Origin of the sequence: Bacteroides sp. ET336 (genome assembly GCF_024733815.1) — a bacterium.
GTDB lineage: Bacteria > Bacteroidota > Bacteroidia > Bacteroidales > Bacteroidaceae > Phocaeicola > Phocaeicola cellulolyticus.
In genome coordinates this window covers 1-17,726 of record NZ_JANRHK010000016.1, presented here as the reverse complement: position 1 = coordinate 17,726, position 17,726 = coordinate 1, and the positions used below count along the sequence as shown (strand labels likewise).

Annotated in this window: 16 protein-coding genes and 1 pseudogene; 4 read left to right on the top strand and 13 right to left on the bottom strand. The window is 40.8% G+C overall.

The window, feature by feature from the left end:
• Positions 1 to 31 precede the first annotated feature (31 nt).
• Positions 32 to 823 carry a M48 family metallopeptidase gene (locus NW213_RS13070; protein WP_154042769.1) on the bottom strand — a complete coding sequence of 264 codons (792 nt, stop codon included), beginning with the start codon at positions 821 to 823 and terminating at the stop codon, positions 32 to 34.
• Positions 824 to 1,018: 195 nt separating this feature from the next.
• On the opposite strand from NW213_RS13070, the gene NW213_RS13065 reads away from it, so the two are divergent.
• Genes NW213_RS13065 through NW213_RS13055 form a run of 3 tightly spaced genes read left to right on the top strand, consistent with a single transcriptional unit; the run spans position 1,019 to position 4,345 of the window.
• A complete protein-coding gene (locus NW213_RS13065) occupies positions 1,019 to 2,518 on the top strand; it encodes a 4Fe-4S binding protein (protein ID WP_258323050.1) in 1,500 nt (499 codons plus the stop codon).
• Positions 2,519 to 2,534: 16 nt separating this feature from the next.
• Entirely contained in the window at positions 2,535 to 3,911 is a 1,377-nt protein-coding gene (locus tag NW213_RS13060; RefSeq protein ID WP_258323049.1) for an aldo/keto reductase, read from the top strand.
• Between the two features lie 20 nt (positions 3,912 to 3,931).
• Positions 3,932 to 4,345, top strand: coding sequence for a DUF1893 domain-containing protein (locus NW213_RS13055; RefSeq protein ID WP_154043070.1), 414 nt, complete (start codon positions 3,932 to 3,934; stop codon positions 4,343 to 4,345).
• 5 nt (positions 4,346 to 4,350) lie between these two features.
• Here NW213_RS13055 and NW213_RS13050 read toward each other — a convergent pair whose 3' ends face one another.
• On the bottom strand, positions 4,351 to 5,154 hold the full coding sequence (locus NW213_RS13050; protein WP_258323047.1) for an MBL fold metallo-hydrolase: 804 nt from the start codon (positions 5,152 to 5,154) through the stop codon (positions 4,351 to 4,353).
• Positions 5,155 to 5,338: 184 nt separating this feature from the next.
• Here NW213_RS13050 and NW213_RS13045 point away from each other — a divergent pair, with 184 nt between their 5' ends.
• A complete protein-coding gene (locus tag NW213_RS13045) occupies positions 5,339 to 6,679 on the top strand; it encodes a cobyrinate a,c-diamide synthase (protein ID WP_154042765.1) in 1,341 nt (446 codons plus the stop codon).
• Positions 6,680 to 6,688: 9 nt separating this feature from the next.
• On the opposite strand, the gene NW213_RS13040 is transcribed toward NW213_RS13045, so the two are convergent.
• From NW213_RS13040 to NW213_RS12995, 11 genes and pseudogenes are all read right to left on the bottom strand, one after another.
• Positions 6,689 to 7,471: a LytTR family DNA-binding domain-containing protein gene (locus NW213_RS13040; RefSeq protein ID WP_154042764.1), complete on the bottom strand. Its 783-nt coding sequence runs from the start codon at positions 7,469 to 7,471 to the stop codon at positions 6,689 to 6,691.
• A gap of 12 nt (positions 7,472 to 7,483) precedes the next feature.
• Positions 7,484 to 8,527 (bottom strand): sensor histidine kinase, encoded by a 1,044-nt coding sequence (locus NW213_RS13035; RefSeq protein WP_258323046.1) that lies wholly within the window; start codon positions 8,525 to 8,527, stop codon positions 7,484 to 7,486.
• 9 nt (positions 8,528 to 8,536) lie between these two features.
• Entirely contained in the window at positions 8,537 to 9,448 is a 912-nt protein-coding gene (locus NW213_RS13030; protein ID WP_258323045.1) for an efflux RND transporter periplasmic adaptor subunit, read from the bottom strand.
• A gap of 9 nt (positions 9,449 to 9,457) precedes the next feature.
• Positions 9,458 to 10,558 carry a TolC family protein gene (locus NW213_RS17025; protein WP_375338149.1) on the bottom strand — a complete coding sequence of 367 codons (1,101 nt, stop codon included), beginning with the start codon at positions 10,556 to 10,558 and terminating at the stop codon, positions 9,458 to 9,460.
• A gap of 128 nt (positions 10,559 to 10,686) precedes the next feature.
• A pseudogene (locus tag NW213_RS13025) lies at positions 10,687 to 13,795 on the bottom strand (efflux RND transporter permease subunit); the annotation flags it as partial.
• A 224-nt stretch (positions 13,796 to 14,019) separates the two neighbouring features.
• Positions 14,020 to 14,997, bottom strand: coding sequence for an SPFH domain-containing protein (locus NW213_RS13020; RefSeq protein ID WP_154042761.1), 978 nt, complete (start codon positions 14,995 to 14,997; stop codon positions 14,020 to 14,022).
• 35 nt (positions 14,998 to 15,032) lie between these two features.
• Positions 15,033 to 15,467, bottom strand: coding sequence for an NfeD family protein (locus NW213_RS13015; protein ID WP_154042760.1), 435 nt, complete (start codon positions 15,465 to 15,467; stop codon positions 15,033 to 15,035).
• Positions 15,468 to 15,546: 79 nt separating this feature from the next.
• Complete coding sequence (locus tag NW213_RS13010; RefSeq protein WP_154042759.1) at positions 15,547 to 15,771, bottom strand: DUF3791 domain-containing protein; 225 nt, start codon at positions 15,769 to 15,771, stop codon at positions 15,547 to 15,549.
• Entirely contained in the window at positions 15,768 to 16,238 is a 471-nt protein-coding gene (locus tag NW213_RS13005; RefSeq protein ID WP_258323044.1) for a DUF3990 domain-containing protein, read from the bottom strand. Before NW213_RS13005 ends, NW213_RS13010 begins: the two co-directional genes overlap by 4 nt.
• Positions 16,239 to 16,240: 2 nt before the next feature.
• A complete protein-coding gene (locus tag NW213_RS13000) occupies positions 16,241 to 16,453 on the bottom strand; it encodes a DUF3791 domain-containing protein (RefSeq protein ID WP_154042757.1) in 213 nt (70 codons plus the stop codon).
• A 95-nt stretch (positions 16,454 to 16,548) separates the two neighbouring features.
• Positions 16,549 to 17,535: a hypothetical protein gene (locus NW213_RS12995; RefSeq protein WP_258323043.1), complete on the bottom strand. Its 987-nt coding sequence runs from the start codon at positions 17,533 to 17,535 to the stop codon at positions 16,549 to 16,551.
• Positions 17,536 to 17,726: the final 191 nt, after the last annotated feature.

Genomic DNA, 17,726 nt, shown 5'->3' with positions numbered 1-17,726 from the left:
GTGGTTTGAGGATTTTCAGGGTAGTATTAGCTTATTTTTTATACTTTTTCAGTTCTGGCAATATCTTGTTTATTTCGTTTATTCTGTGTGCATCACTTGGGTGTGTGCTCATAAATTCAGGAACACCGCCACCGGACTGTGCCGACATTTTCTGCCAGAAATTAACGGCAACTTCAGGATTATATCCGGCAATTGTCATCAGTATAAGCCCCATATAGTCGGCTTCCAGCTCATGCGTTCTTGAGAAAGGAAGCATCACGCCATACTGCGCACCTATTCCGTAAACTGTTCCAGCTACGTTTTTTACCATAGCACTTTTTTCAGACAATGCAGCCGAAAGTATTTGCGACCCATATTGTGCCGCAATCTGCTGGCTCATTCTTTCATTGCTGTGTTTAGCTACGGCATGTGCCACCTCATGACCTATCACAACAGCCAGTTCATCGTCTGATGCTACTAGTTTCATAAGTCCTTCGTAAACCACAATTTTTCCACCAGGCATACAGAACGCATTGACCTGTTTGTCGGCTACAAGATTGAATTCCCAGGAAAAGTTCTTGATCTCGTCCGACATCCCTGCTTGTCTGAGATACTCTTCTGTAGCTGCGGCTATCTTCTGACCTACACGTTTGACCATAGCCGTTTGTGATGAAGATGTCGATTTTTGTGCAGTCTTGATATAATCATTATATTGTGTGAGGCTTGACGACAGAACCTCAGAATCGGAAACAAGTAATAATTGTTTTCTGCCTGTCAGTGGAACTGAACCACAGCTTGTGAGAAGACATATTAGAGCGAATATAAAGATGTATTTCTTTTCCATAAAGTTGATATTATAATATTATAGGCAAATATGATAAAAAAAAACGATTATTCAAAGTGTATGTGGTGGGAACGGATTATCTATACTCATTCTAATTAGAGCCTGTCGCTTACACATTGCATGTATAATTCTTCAAAAATATTCTTATTATTTCTACTTTTGTATGAATATGTATATAAATGACATTATTATATTATGTTGAGAAAAGTTAGACAGATTCTTGCACTGGTGTTTTTCCTTTGTATAACACTATTGTTCCTTGATTTTACCGGGACAGTGCATGCCTGGTTTGGTTGGATGGCAAAAATTCAGTTTATGCCGGCTTTATTTGCTGTAAATGCAGTGGTATTGGTATTCTTATTCCTGCTCACATTAATTCTGGGGCGTGTATATTGTTCCGTTATTTGTCCTTTAGGAATTATGCAGGATGTGATTTCGCGTATCGGCGGGATGCGTAAGAATAAGAAAAACAGGTTCACCTATTCGCCGGCACTCTTTTATCTGAGATATGTAGTTCTGGCAATATTTATCGCCGCATTTTTTCTAGGAGCAGGCTCGGTGGTAGCTTTGCTGTCGCCATATAGCTCATACGGAAGGATAGCCTCAAATCTGTTGGCTCCGATATGGCAGTTTGGCAATAATATCCTGGCATATTTTGCAGAACGTGCAGAAAGTTATGCTTTTTATTCTACAGAGGTTTGGATAAAGACTCTTCCTACATTTATTATAGCCATAGTCACTTTCATTACAATATTTGTTCTGGCATGGCGTAACGGACGTACTTATTGCAATACTATCTGTCCGGTAGGTACAATATTGGGCTTTATTTCACGATTCTATATTTTCAGAATTGAGATAGACAAAGATAAATGTAAGAACTGTCGTCTTTGTTCCAGACAGTGCAAATCGTCATGTATCGACATCAAGAATCATAACATAGATTACACACGTTGTGTGGCATGTATGAATTGTCTTGATTCATGTAAGCATGATGCTATACATTATGTATCTCGCTTCCGTAAGGACAAGGGAAATGAGGTGAAGACAGATAGTAAGGGGGAAACAGACAATTCCAGAAGAGCATTTCTTACAACTGCTGCAGTGATTACAGCAGGAAGTGCATTGAAGGCACAGGAAATGAAGGTTGACGGCGGACTTGCAAAAATAATAGACAAGAAAGTTCCTCATAGAAATACACCTATACTTCCTCCGGGAGCATTGAGCAAGAACAGTTTCGCCAAGCAGTGTACCGGATGCCAGTTGTGCGTCTCTGTATGTTCCAATCAGGTGTTGCGTCCTTCAACGGACCTTATGCGTCTTATGCAGCCTGAAATGTCGTATGAAAAAGGCTATTGCCGTCCGGAATGTACCAAGTGTTCCGAAGTGTGTCCTACAGGTGCAATAAATCTTATCTCACTGGCCGACAAGGCTTCTACCCAGATAGGACATGCCGTATTCATAATGGAGAACTGTGTTGCGGTTAAGGATGGAGTGGAATGCGGTAACTGTGCCCGTCATTGTCCTGCTGCCGCCATAAAGATGATACGCCGGGATAAAGACGATAAGAACTCCCCTAGAATACCTTCTGTCAATGTGGAAAGATGTATAGGCTGTGGAGCATGTGAGAACCTTTGTCCGTCACGTCCTTTCAGCGCAATATATGTGGAGGGACATGAACGCCATAGAATGATTTAATAATAAAGATTGTAGTATGGAAAAGAAAAATATAAATCGAAGGGATTTTATAAAGATAGTAGGGATAAGTACAGCTACGGTTAGCGGACTGTTTTATGGATGTGGAAAAGGTAAATCTGATGAAAATGTCTCTTCAGACCCTACTTCGCCGGTTCCAGTGGATAAGATGACATATCGTACTTCCAGCCGTGGTGACAAGGTCTCATTGCTGGGATATGGCTGTATGCGATGGCCTACACTTAAATCTCCGGCAGGTGACGGTAATGTGATAGATCAGGATGCAGTAAATGAGCTTATTGACTATGCCATGGCGCATGGAGTGAACTATTACGACACGTCTCCGGTTTATGTTCAGGGATGGTCGGAAAAATCGACAGGTATAGCTCTTAAACGTCATCCGAGGGATAAATTCTATGTAGCAACAAAGCTGTCGAATTTCTCTAACTATACGCGCGAGAATTCCATAAAGATGTACAAGAGGTCGTTCGAGGAACTTCAGGTGGACTATATCGACTATTATCTGCTTCATTCCATCGGCAATGGCGGCATAAAGACTTTCCGTGCCAGATATATTGAGAACGGAATGCTTGACTATCTCATTGAGGAAAGAAAAGCAGGGAGAATCCGTAATCTCGGATTTTCGTTCCATGGTACAAAAGAAGTGTTCGATGAGGTACTTGCCATGCACGAAAAGGTGCATTGGGATTTCGTGCAAATACAGTTGAACTATGTTGACTGGCGTCATGCATCAGGAAATAATGTAAATGCAGAATATCTTTATGCGGAGTTGGAAAAACGTAATATTCAGGCAATAATAATGGAACCGTTGCTTGGTGGTCGTTTGTCGAATGTCCCACAACATATAGTTGACAGGTTTAAACAGAACAGACCGACTGAGAGTGTTGCATCTTGGGCTTTCCGATTTGCCGGAACTTGGGATAAGGTGCTTACTGTCCTGAGCGGTATGACATATATGGAACATTTGCAGGACAATATCCGTACATACTCTCCATTAGTCCATCTTACAGATGAGGACAAGGAATTCCTTGAAGAGACAGCACAGCTTATAAAGAAATATCCTACAGTGCCTTGCAATGACTGTAAATACTGTATGCCATGTCCATACGGTATAGATATTCCTGCCATATTGGTTCACTACAACAAGTGTGTCAACGAAGGTAATGTACCGAAGTCAAGTAAGGACGAGAATTATGACAAGGCACGCAGGGCATATCTTGTAGGTTACGACAGAAGTGTCCCTAAACTGAGACAGGCAAGCCATTGCATTGGCTGCAAACAATGTATAGAGCATTGTCCGCAGGATATAAATATTCCTCGTGAATTGCATCGTATAGACAGTTTTGTAGAGTCATTAAAGCAAAATAAGTTATGATTCAATCTTGGAATGGTGAGATGTCGTCATTGAAAGATGAGTTGCAGAAAGGCGGCTGGTCGTGCGTCATAGGCAATGGTGCTGAAATGCGGACATTCTCACGCAGAGGTGTAGCAGATTTGTATAATATACTTATGACTGAGCCTGAATTACTTGGAGGAGCTTCAATAGCCGATAAGGTAGTAGGGAAGGGAGCAGCTGCACTAATGATTTTAGGAAAAGTTTCAAGACTTCATACACATATAATAAGTACTCCGGCATTGGCCTTATTGCGCAGTGCCGGAGTAATTACCGATTTTGATATAGAGACAAATTATATTATAAACCGTGACGGAACAGGACGTTGCCCTGTCGAGACATTGTGCGATGGACTGTCTGAACCGGAAAAAATGCTGCCTTTTATATCGGATTTTCTTTCCAAAATACGTTCCTGAAATATTTACAGTTCAAAGATTCCTGTAGGCGACGTTCTTCTCAAAGGAACAACTTCCAGATCTCTGCCAACAATTATATCCTTTGATTTTAAAGCGGTTTCTACTGTCTTCAAAGCCAGTTCGGGATGATTGTTGTCTTTGCTTAAATGGCATAGCCACAGGTATTTCAGTTGTGAAGGAAAATTACAGGAAATAAACTCTGCCAGTTCCTTGTTGCATAAATGTCCGTTGCCGCTTGCAATTCTTTCTTTCAGGTGGGTAGGATAAGGCCCTGTGTCAAGCATAGTCTTATCGTAGTTCGCTTCCATCACCAGATAGTCGGAAATGCTTACAAACTGGGCTACGGTAGGAGTGATGCGTCCTATATCTGTTATGAACGTAAACACCTTGTCGCATATCTTTATGCTATACCCGACATTGTCTGTCGAGTCGTGTGGGACCTCAAAACATGTAATTTCAAGATCGTTCAGCTGGACAGTCTCTCCTTTGCTGATATATCTTTTCATGTTCTCGGCCAGCTTTTCAGTCATACAGTAGCTTCTTTTCATACCTTCGTGCACTTCCGGTGTTGCATATATAGGTATGTTGTGCTTTCCTGCCAGATGGCCTACAGCCTTGATGTGGTCAGCATGGTCGTGTGTAACAAATACGGCTTTAATCTCATTCAAATCTATGCAGTGTTCCTTAAAAATCTTTTTTACTGAACGTATTCCCAACCCACCATCTATCAATACGGACGTGTTACCATTGCTCAGATAATAGCAGTTTCCGCTACTTCCACTGGCAAGGCTTAAAAACTTTATATTCATATCGTTATTTCGTATTTTGTGTTCTTATGACTTTTGAAGTCGAAAAAAGTTGTGCGAAATTACAAAAAATAGGCATAAAAAACTAGTGCAACATTGAATTTATGGGTATAGACATCAGGCAATGCTATGCAGAAAGAATATTTTTTGTACTTTTGCAACTGCAATTTTAATCGACTGTAACTGAATGAAACCACAATTTCTCATAGGAGGAGCAACATCCGGGAGCGGAAAGACAGTTTTCGCTTTAGGGCTTCTTCGTGCCTTGAGAAAGAGGGGGATAAAGGTGCAGCCGTTCAAGTGTGGTCCCGATTTTATGGATACACAATTGCATGCCATTTCTTCAGGAACAGATTCTGTAAATCTTGACTCATGGTTTGCAGGACGGACACATCTCCAGTATGTGTATAACAAATATGGAGAGAAGTCAGATGTGAGTGTCATAGAAGGTAATTCAGCATTGTTTGACGGATATAAGAGAATGCAAGGCAGTAGTGCGGAGATTTCGCAACTTCTTTCAGTTCCTGTAATATTGGTTGTCAATGCCAGATCTGCTGCATATTCCATTGCTCCGATGCTTTATGGATATAAGTTCTTCCGTCCTCAGGTAAGGATTGTTGGTGTAGTTTTCACTCAAGTGTCATCTCCTACGCATTTTTCTTATTTAAAGGATGCCTGTAACGATGCAGGGCTGCACACTCTGGGATATATTCCGTTTGATGATACCTTAAAACTTCCTTCGCGTCATTCAGCATATACACAGACCGTAAGGGCTGAAATAGACGAGATTTCAGAAAAGGTGTCGGTTTATATAGAGCAAAATATGGATATAGACCGTATTTTGAAAATGTGTACACGTATTTTCCCATGTGAATATACGTTACCATATACTTCCGATGTAGAAGAAACCGCATACCAATTCTATAGTCCAAGGAAATATCGTATAGCGATTGCGCGCGATTCTGCATTTAACCAGATATATAAGGAAAATCTTGACTGTCTATCGGCTTTAGGTACAATTACTTTTTTCAGTCCGCTGTACGGAAATAATCTTCCGGAAGCTGATCTTGTGTATATCCCAGGAGGTTATCCCGAATTTTATGCACGCCAATTACACAGAAGAAAACCTTTTATGAAACAATTGAAGGAATATGCTGAAAACGGTGGACATTTATTGGCAGAGTGTGGTGGTTTGGTTTTATTGTCAAGCTCTCTGACGGTACGCGATGGTGGCAGTGCATACGAAATGAGTGGCGTGTTTCCGTTTCATTGTACAATGAAAGATTCCTGCCTGCATACAGGATACCGTTCTTTAGATTTGAATGGTATATCTCTTAAAGGTCATGAATTCCGGTATTCTTCTTTCGGTATTGATGATAAAACAGAACTGCGTGATATCAAGTGTCTGACAGTGAATAATACACGTGGCAATGATGCCGGTACTCCAGTTTACAGATATAAGAATGTGATAGCAGGCTTCACCCATTGGTATTGGGGTGAAACCGATATTATGAAGCTGTGGAAATGACAGTCAAAATCAGAACCATTCCTTAAATTCTGAGGCCTTAGCCTTGCTTATAATGATTTTATCCTTCAAGTCCATTGGAATGTTCAGGTTTATTACCAGACGTCCGTTAAACCACAGGCTGATGTCCTTTATTGCTTTTCTTGAAATGAGAAACTGGCGGTTTGCCCTGAAGAAAAGTTTTGGATTCAGCATTTCCGTAAGTTCGTCCAGTGAAAGAGTGGAAGGATATTGCTTTCCGTCAGCATTGACTGCCTTTACCTGTCCGTCTGATATATAGAAGAACAAAATAGATTCTACAGCCAATGGTATGAATCTGTCGCCTTTTTCCGGAATAAGGAAATGCGATTTATAGTTTTCTTCCTTATTCAGCCTTTTTATTATTTCATTTATCATGTTGTTCTGTTGGGCTGCTTCCTGTTCTTTGCAAGGCATATTTGTGTGAAGCAGTTTTAGTTTGTCAAATGCTTTCTTCAGATCCTCAGCATTGATAGGTTTCAGCAGATAGTCTATACTGTTTACCTTGAAAGCTTTCAGGGCATACTCATCGTATGCAGTGGTGAAAATAATAGGGCAGGTTATATCTATACTGTCAAAAATTTCGAATGCAGAGCCGTCGGCCAGATGTATGTCCATAAATATTAGGTCGGGCATCGGATTGTTTTCCAGCCACTCCAGACTTTCGCATATACTGTCAGCACAGCCAACTATTTCGGCTTCACTGCACACATCCTCCAATATGGCTTTCAGATTTCTTAGTGCTGCTTTTTCATCTTCAATGATAAATATCTTCATATCAGTCTTGGTTTATATAAGAGGTAAAACAACAGTAAATGTGTTATCTGTTTCAATTATCTCAATATCTTTCTTATATAACAGTTTATATCTGTTGCTCAGGTTGCTAAGCCCTATGCCCGTGCTGCTTACAGTGCCTCTTCTTAGCTGTAGTCTGTTGGAAACCTCAATGGAATCATTCTTTGTTCTGACTTCTATGCTTAACGGATGTCTGTTGCTTATCTCGTTGTGTTTAACTGCGTTCTCTATCAGTAACTGTATAGACATTTTTGGAAGCTTCTTGTTCATTTCAGATTCGGCAATTTCGAATTTGAATGTAAGATTGTCCTCATATCTCATTTTCAGAAGATATATGTAGGAATACACGAATTCCATTTCTTCTTTTACTGATATGGAATGTGAGTCACTGTCTTTCTGTAAGGTATATCTCATTACTTTTGACAGTTCGTTCAGATATTCCTGGGCTTTTTCAGGTGATTCCCTTATCAGTGAATATAGTGTATTAAGCGAATTGAAAAGCATGTGTGGGTTTAACTGGTTTTTCAATGCTTCAAACTGATTGGCTATGTTCTCTATCTTCAGTTGTTGCATTTCCATCATCACCTTTCTGCTTTTCAGGCTTCTGTTCATCAGATAACAGCTCAGGGTGATTATTCCTGCCAGAAGGAAATCTCTCAGTGGATGTGTATATACGTGTACACTGGCTTCAATGGCGGGTATGCCGTATGTCCTGTGAAGAAGTACGAAACACTTTCCCATGATTCCGTTAAGCAACAGATCCAGGAAAAACATGATAAATACTTTTTTTGTACTTAATTCTATGCTTTCGCCATTGAATCTGAAAATTATTCTGTTAAGCCAGAACAGTATGATAATAGAGAGGTAGGTGAACAGAACTTCGCTGCCAACCTGTGTCCAGTCTAACCCGGGATATACAGTGTTGGCCTCTTCGGGACTGAATAACGCTATCAGTTCCGGAAAATTCATGGTAAATGCCACGGTTATCCCAATGGCATTTACCAGCAAATGATATTTGTTTCTGCTGAAATATTTCATTCCGCAAAGTTACATATTTTTATTCAGTTGCGCATTTACATACATGCCCGGGCGGAATAATTTGTTTGTTTCCTTCACCTTGGCATATACGTTTATAGATCGGTTTTCTGTGTTTACAGTCTGGTCGATAGATGTAATTTCTGCATTAAACGTAGTATCTTTTATGCCATTTACAGTAAATGTCAGATTATCACCGATGTTCAGATGTGCAAGATCTTTTTCGTATGCTGTAAGGAGAAGCATTATTTCCGATTTGTTTATGATTTTACATACCGATTCTCCTTCACCTACATATGTTCCAAGATTTACATTCATATTTGTGACATATCCGCTTATCGGAGCCTTTACCTCAAGATACGTTTTGATACCGTTCTTCAGAAGTTTGTCTGTGTCAACATCCAGCAGTGCAAGTTTAGCTTTCGATGCTTCCAGCTGGCTCTTCATGGAAAGATATTCTGCCTTGCTCTGTTCGAATTTCTTTTCAGATGCAGCCTCTTCAGAGACAAGTTTTTCCTGTCTTTTGAATTCTTTTTCCAGGAATTCTGTCTGTGCATTGGCAGTCAGGAATTCCTGCTGCAGAAGAATGAAATCCGGATTTTTTAGCGAGGCTATTATCTCTCCGCTTTTCACGTAGTCGCCTTCAAATACGGATATTTCGTGTATTGAGCCGCCCATGGTCAGTGTAAGTGTGGAACTCATTTTAGGAGGCATTATTATTACTCCGTTGAATGACACAGGAGGCATTACCTGTGTAGCTCCGGTGTTGGCGTCTGTTTCTTCTGATTCCGCATTGCTATTTGCTGTAGTGTCTTCAATAGTGATGTTTTCACTTACTGTTTCATTTGATGAACTGTTTTCTCCCGAACAGCCCATTATGATAAAGGCTGAGAATATGCTAATCGGTAAAAATATCTTTTTCATGTCTTGATGTTATTTATCTGTGTATAGTTCAAGTTCGAGTACTGATACGTTGTAGTTATATACAGTCTCAATATATGATTTCTTTATGTCTCTTGCTGAATTGATGCTCTGTACAAATTCAGTGATGTCTATCTCGTTTGCACCGTAACGTGACACTGCGCTGTTTTGTAACGACTCTGCCTCATTGAGTGCCGCTTCGGTGAAGTACTGGAGACTCTCTTTCTGCTGTCTCAGTCTGCCTTTCAGCTCTTCCACCTTATTGTTGAGCATGGTTCTGTTGTTGTCAGCTTCCCATTCCGCTATTCTCAGACTGATTTTAGCCTGCTTGCTTCTGCTTTTCTGAGGGAAGAACAATATCGGGAATGAAACTCCTACCATCCACGAATTAAGGTTTTTCAGAGGAGCGATTTTCTGACGTGTATATCCGAATGAAAATTCAGGGAAGAACTTGCTTCTTTCTATCTGTAGCAGTTTCTTCTGCTCATCCACTTTTCCCAAGAAATAGTTCAGATGGTCTGCCGATGGCAATAAATCAGTATCACTGCTCTGGAATATTGCAAGAGAATCGTCAGAAGGCAATATCTGAATGTCTGAATAGCATACCCATGTCAGCCTTTTCTTTGCCAATGAAACTTCTTCCTGCCAGTGGAGCAGCATGGTACGCATATTTGCAGCCATAGCAGAAATCATGTTTTTCTCTGTCAGGTCGATATCTCCCTGAGAATAGCGCAAATCTCCACTCTGTGCTATCTCATCCTGATGCTTGTACAGACTGTATATGCTGTTGGCATACTGGTAATATGTCCATGCACGCTTAACTTCGGCTATGATTTCCTTTTTAACCATATTACGATAGTATTCTCCTGTACTGACCTGCGATTTTACAAGAGAATTCTTATAGAATGGTGTCAGGAATGAACCTAGCGACTGCTCTATGCTCATTTCATTGTCTTTATTGAACTCACCGTTCAACTGTCCCCAGGCATAGCTGAAAGAAGTGCTTCCTCCGTCCCATATTTCTCCTCTTGTTGCTCTCGACTTTTCTATCTCGGCAGTAGCGACTTTCAGTCTTGGGTGGTTCTGTAGTGCAATCTCTATAGCTTCCTCCATGCTTACTCGTTTAGCCTCACTGCTCTGGGCATTGGCACCTACGGCAAATGACAGGATAATCGCTGTCATTGCTATGGTTCGTGCTGTACCGCTCATCTTTCTGCAATTCTTTTTTCTCATAATCGAGTGTGAAATATTATTTACAAGTTTATAGAACACAGGAATGATAATCAGTGTCAGAACTGTAGATACAATCAGTCCGCCTATCACCACTGTAGCCAATGGCCTTTGTACTTCCGCACCGGCTGATGTAGCTATAGCCATAGGCACAAATCCCAATGAAGCCACAAGTCCGGTAAGGAATACAGGTCTCAGCAGATGCGGACATCCGTGTCTTATTATACTTCCCGTACACATGGTGTATTCGTTTTTCTTTCTTAAATCGTTGAAATGGTTAATCATAAGAATACCGTTTAATACTGCCACCCCGAACAGGGCAATGAACCCCACTCCGGCTGATATACTGAACGGCAATCCTCTGAGCCATAACGCCACGATACCACCGATAAGTGACAATGGTACGGTAGAGAATACCACAAGCGAATAAATTACGCTTCTGAATGCGAAAAACAGCAATAGCAGGATGAGCATCAACGCTATAGGTATCGCAACAGTAAGAGTGTTGATGGCATTCTGAAGATTTTCGAACTGCCCTCCGTATTCAAAGTAATATCCCGGTTTGAGCTTTATGTTCTTGTCCAGTGACTCCTGAATCTTTGATACCACTTGTTTGATGTCCGCATTTCTTACGTTTACACCAATTACCACACGTCGTTTCGTAGCGTCACGGTTTATCTGAAGAGGTCCGTTCTGGAAAGAAATCTCGGCTACTTCACTCAGCGGTATGCGTACACCCTCGGCAGTACGTACAAACAGTCTGTTTATGTTCAGATCCTTTACCTTCTCGTTGTCAAGACGTACAACGAGGTCGAAGCGCCTTTCGTTTTCGAATACAACTCCGGCAGTTTCTCCTGCGTATGCAGTACGGATTATGGTGTTCAACTCCTCAATATCGATACCATAACGGGCAATTTTGGCTCTGTCATAGTTCACCAAAAGCTGTGGTAGTCCCATAGCCTGTTCTACAAGTACATCCGATGCCCCTGGAATCTGCTCGACATACCGAGCTGCCTCTTTGGTCTTGCTATACAGCTCTTCCATGTCTTCGCCATACAGTTTTATCGCTATATCAGCTTTAGCGCCTGTCATAAGCTCGTTGAAACGGAGCTGGATAGGTTGGCTGAAGTTGAATTCTACGTCTTCAATACTTTCGAGTGAAGCTTTCATCTTTTCCACCATTTCGTCCCTGCTCTTGGCCGATGTCCATTCAGAGAAAGGTTTCATCACAATCATTATGTCCGCGTCTTCCACAGCCATAGGGTCTGTCGGCACTTCCGCTGTACCTATTTTTGTCACTACATGCTTTATCTCGGGGAATTTCTCTTTCAGAATCTTCTCTGCTTCAAGCGAGACACTGATACTTTTGCTCAGGGAACTTCCGGCAGGCAGTGTCATCTGCATTGCAAAGTCTCCTTCATCGAGGGTAGGGATAAATTCTGCTCCAAGCTTGGTAAACAGAAACAGCGATGCTATAAGAGCCACAAACGATGTAGCGATAGTGCCCCAGATGTGTTTCAGACAAAAGTCCAATGCTTTTTTGTAATAATAGGCGAGACGTGAGAAAAACTAGTCTGGCAAGAGTAGGTTTCACAGAAACGGTTCTTTTCAGGAACAGCGATGCCATCATAGGTACGTATGTCAGTGACAATAGTAATGCTCCTATGATACAGAACACCAATGTCTTTGCCATAGGGGTGAAGCACTTTCCTTCTATTCCTGTAAGAGTGAGGATAGGGAAAAACACTATCAGGATGATAAGTACGGCAAAGGTGGCACTTCTCACCACGTTGCCCGCACCTTTCTCGACCTCTTCATCCATTTCTTCGCGGGTGAATGTCCTGCCCATCATTCCTTTGCTGTAGATATGCGCAAGGATTCCTTCAAGTATCACTATCGAACCATCCACCACAATTCCGAAGTCTATGGCCCCAAGACTCATAAGATTGGCCGACACACCGAATATCCTCATCATGATGAATCCGAAAAGCATGGCAAGAGGAATGATTGATGCCACGATAAGTCCTGCCCTGACATTTCCGAGGAATATAATCAGTACAAGGAATACTATTATGGCGCCTTCTATAAGATTCTTTATTACTGTGGATATATTTCTGTTTACAAGCTCAGAACGGTTCAGGTAAGGCTCTACGCTTACACCTTCGGGAAGCATCTTCTGGACCTTCTCCATGCGTTTCTCAAGTTCCCCTGTCACGACATTGGCGTTTGCGCCTTTAAGCATCATCGCTATGCCGCCCACACATTCTCCCTCACCATCCTTTGTCATGGCTCCGAAACGTTTTGGAGCGCCAAATCTCACTTTACCTATATCTGCTACGTGTACAGGAATACCGCCACGGTTGGTCACTACAATCTGTTCTATGTCTTTGATGTCATTAATCATACCTTCCGAACGGATATAGTATGCACGGTTCACCTTTTCTATATAGCTGCCTCCGGTATTCTGGTTGTTCTTGCTGAGTGCAGAGAACACTTCGCCTATAGTGATATTCAGTGAATACAGAGCGTCAGGGTCAACAGCCACCTCGTATTGTTTCAGATAACCGCCAAAACTGTTTATCTCCACTATGCCGGGTATTCCTGAGAGCTGTCTTTTCACTATCCAGTCCTGGATGGTCCGCAGCTCCATGGCATCATATTTGTCCTCGTACCCGGGAGCTACTTTAAGTACATACTGGTATATTTCTCCCAATCCGGTAGTGATAGGCATCATTTCCGGCGTGCCCAATTCTGGCGGGATTTCACCTGCCACGGTTTGTATCTGTTCGTTAATCAACTGCCTGGCATCCAGAGTCGGTACGTCTTCCTTGAAAACCACTGTAACGAGCGAAAGTCCGAATCTTGACACAGATCTGATTTCTTCCACATTCATGATGTTGCTCATGGCGATTTCTATCGGGAATGTGATGAGCTGTTCCACTTCCTGTGGCGCAAGGGTAGGCGATACAGTTACTATCTGCACCTGATTGTTAGTTATGTCCGGCACGGCATCTATTGGCAACGTAAGCATTGAATAGATTCCGCCCGCTAACAGGAAAAAGGTGGTGAGAACCACGAACAGTTTTTTCTGATAGAGAAATGAACGATTTTTTTAAACATAGTTTTTGCGTGATTATGTTATTTCTGATAATAGTGCAAAAATATGTATTATGTCATTGTTCCGGTGTCGGTATTTTACGAGGCTGATAAAAACGTAGGTGAAACGGCTGTTTGTGGAGGTGAAATTTTATTCTGTTTTCACTGAAAAAAAACGTGCCCGCATTTGATTTCGAATGCGGGCACGTTTAAAGTCAAACACGGGCACGTTTAAATTAAGCGTGGGTTTATCCTTTAAGTATCTCTTTTATGCCTCCCAAAGAGCCTAATAGGGAGGTCGCTTCGTATGGGATATAAACGGTCTTGTTATCCTTTCCGCTTGTCATTTCCTTAAGTGTCTCAATGTATTTCAGAGCAATCTGATAAGAAGCAGGGTCTGAACTGGAACCTTTAATTGCTTCAGCAATTTTCTCAATGGCTTCGGCTTCCGCTTTAGCCTGAAGTATTTTAGCTTCAGCCTCGCCCTGAGCCATAAGGATTTGCGATTCTTTCTGTGCCTTGGCCTGGTTTATCTGAGCTTCCTTTTCTCCTTCGGAATAAAGAATCTTCGATGTCTTGTCACCTTCAGCCTTCAGGATCTTTGCACGGCGTTCGCGCTCTGCCTGCATCTGCTGTTCCATGGCACGGCGTACACTTTCGGGAGGAGTGATGTCCTGCAGTTCCACACGGTTCACTTTAACTCCCCATTTGTTTGTTGCCTCGTCAAGAACCTCACGAAGACGAGAGTTGATTGTATCACGCGATGTCAAGGTTTCGTCCAGTTCCAGCTCACCGATAATGTTACGTAGAGTTGTCTGCGTAAGTTTCTCTATTGCGTTAGGCAGGTTTTCTATCTCATATACAGACTTGAACGGGTCTGTAATCTGGAAATACAGCAATGCGTTAATGCTGGTAGTCACATTATCTTTGGTAATCACGCTCTGTTCCGGGAAATCGTAAACCTGTTCACGAAGGTCTATCACGTCCGACATCCTTATCAGTGTCTGTGTAGTGCCGTTCATTCTGGTCACCACATACCGTGTATAAACTTTTCTCGGTCTGTCAAGAATAGGCCATATTATGTTTATACCGGAAGACAACGTGCTGTGGTATCTTCCCAATCTCTCAATCACTTTTGTTTCCCCCTGTCGGATAATTTTAAGCCCTTGCACTGCGAAAACTATCACAACAAGTGCCACAAGCCCTACAATAATCAAAGCTCCCATAATGAATGTTTTTTATAAGTTTATAATACAGTTAGTCATACTTTCCTGACGGTAAGGATTATGCTGTCCACTTTCAGGACCTCTACCTTCTCGCCTGCGGTGATACTATCGCCATTTTCTGATACTGCTTTCCATCTGTCCCCGTCGATGGCTACGCGTCCGCTATTTGTTTCCGGAATGATGTCTTCCTCAACGATGGCTGTCCGTCCGATAAGAGCTTCCACTCCGCTTTTAGGCGAATCTTTCTTCCTTGAAAGAAATTTGAGCATGAACGGGCGTATATAGATAAATGATATTAAGGTGAAAACAGCGAATACCGTAATCTGCCATACCAAAGAGTCGGTGAAACAAGATGCCACCGCTGCGCCAACGGCTCCAATAGCCAGACATAATGCTGCAAAACCTACGGTGATTATTTCTATTATAACAAGTGCCAGTGCTATGGCAAGCCATATTTGCCAGATTTCCATAAAATAAGTGTTTTTTAAAGATTTATGTTGTCAAGATATTAAAAGTTTTCGGGTTTTCAAAGGAGAATATGAGATATTCTTAATTATGATTTTGAGCGATATAATCATTCCAGATTTCTGTAGCAAGATATTTGTCACTTCTGCAATGTAGGTCAGCAATACCCTCGTCTATAAGGTCTGCTATTTCAGAACTATAATATATATCTGTAGCTTCTTCAATTGTTATATGATACATCTCACTCAAGCTTGATATTATGTTTGAGCATTTTACTCCTTTATATATTTGTTTTGAAACTCCTGTCATAATTTAATACTTTCAATATAAGTTAAACATTCATCTATCATTTGTTGTGACCGAATACATAATTGGATATTTGGCTTTTCGTATTTCAATAAACCTAACGCTTGCTCTTTGGATAATTCACCTGCGAAATATCTGTCTAATGTTAAAATAACACGATCGTTGGCAATACCTCCAATAATCATATCATAAAGTTCTACAGGATTTCCTATACGACAATTTGCGACATAATCCAACCATTCGCTGTTATATGAATCAAAACGAAGTAAGTTCCATTTATCAATATTATAACTTAACTCATATATATTGAGCCAAGCAGGTTTACCTCTACGCAGAAAACGCTGTGCGTATTTTTCAGCCTGTTCACGTATTGTTGTAATGTAAAATCCCTGTCCGAAATCAAGATACTCCCTTGAATGTATCGTGTCCGGATTTTCTACTATAACACTTGAAGCATGATATACTTTCATAATTATAGAACTCCTTTCTCTTTCATATAATCTGTCAGGTCTTCCATCAGATAACGCGAACCAAATGTATGCAGTACATCGTATGAGGGGACAATGTATCCATACAGTATCCCTGATTCTTTAAGCCGTTTATAAACTTCTCTCTGTGATAGATGAAGATGTACAGCCAATGAGCTGATGCAAAATGTTACAAAATCCAAAACTTCTTTATCCATAATCATTTGAGATTTTAATAGTTCGCATGAATTATAACAAAATTACAAATTACTTGGTTATTATAAATAATTGAGTAATGTTTTTTTATTCATTCTTAGATAAAAGGATATCTTGTATTCAGATAGTCTACCCATTGCTTGTTCTTTTCATTCATCTCAAAGTGCTTACATATAAGAAGGATGAATTTTTCGATGGTAATATAGCCGAATGTTGCTTTTCCATATTCCGACAGTAATTTTTCATACTCAGGAAGTACTTTCTTGAAATGGATATTACCATTGGGATAAAGTGTGATACTATGGAATCTGTCGATTTGTTCGTTCATAACCATCGCAGCACCTAATAAATGATTCCTCCATATCTGCCTGTAGTCATCTTTGCAAAGCAATGTTTCACTTAGGTGGTGGTTGCATATCTCATTTGTGTACAATCCGCATTGTCGAGTCTTGGTAGCGTATAGAGAATCTTCCTGCTCCATAACTCTCTTTTTTTCTAATTTTCCAAAAGGATATCTTTCTTCAGTATATTTCACTTCAATACCTACACCACATTTTTTCCCATTGTACATATATTCAATATATGTATCGAATGAAGTGTTGTCATCAAGTGCGCTTTCTTTTTGCGGAGCCCATTCTATACGAACATCTGTTACATTATCTATCTCGTCGGTTATCAGAATTTCTTTTAATAGAGCGGCTGTGGCTTGCAGGTCAGATTTCATTGGATAAAATACATTCCATGGGATATGTTCACTCCTAAGCATATTGCCCATAAGTCCCTCATGGAGAGCTGTATTCAATTTCCCGTATCGCTCCTTTATGCCATTAAGTATATCGTTTCGATAAACCTCACAGAAATTATATCCTAATGAAGCGAATGGCTCCATGAGGAAAGCCCCATACTTACCGAACTTGTGTTTGGGATTGTATGGAATTCCTAACACCATCTGACGAAAAAGTGACTGCTTTTTCCTTGCATGTGCTTTGAATGCTGGTTCACTGGCGCTAAGTGGGATTTCTTGATATGCTGCTTTCTGTTTTAATAATATAAGCTTTTCTAGTTTATATATTTTGTTTGTCATACTTTTAAACCTATGTACTGAAGAATATGATGAGTAATTATTTGTAATCTGTTTTCGTAATTAAATTTGTGGACTATAACAATTAAAGCAAGTAACCTAATTAATCAGGTAGTAGACATGGAAGAGATGTTGTTTTAAGATTATGAAGTCTGAACTTGTGATATCTACAAGTAGTGGGGCATATATCTTTT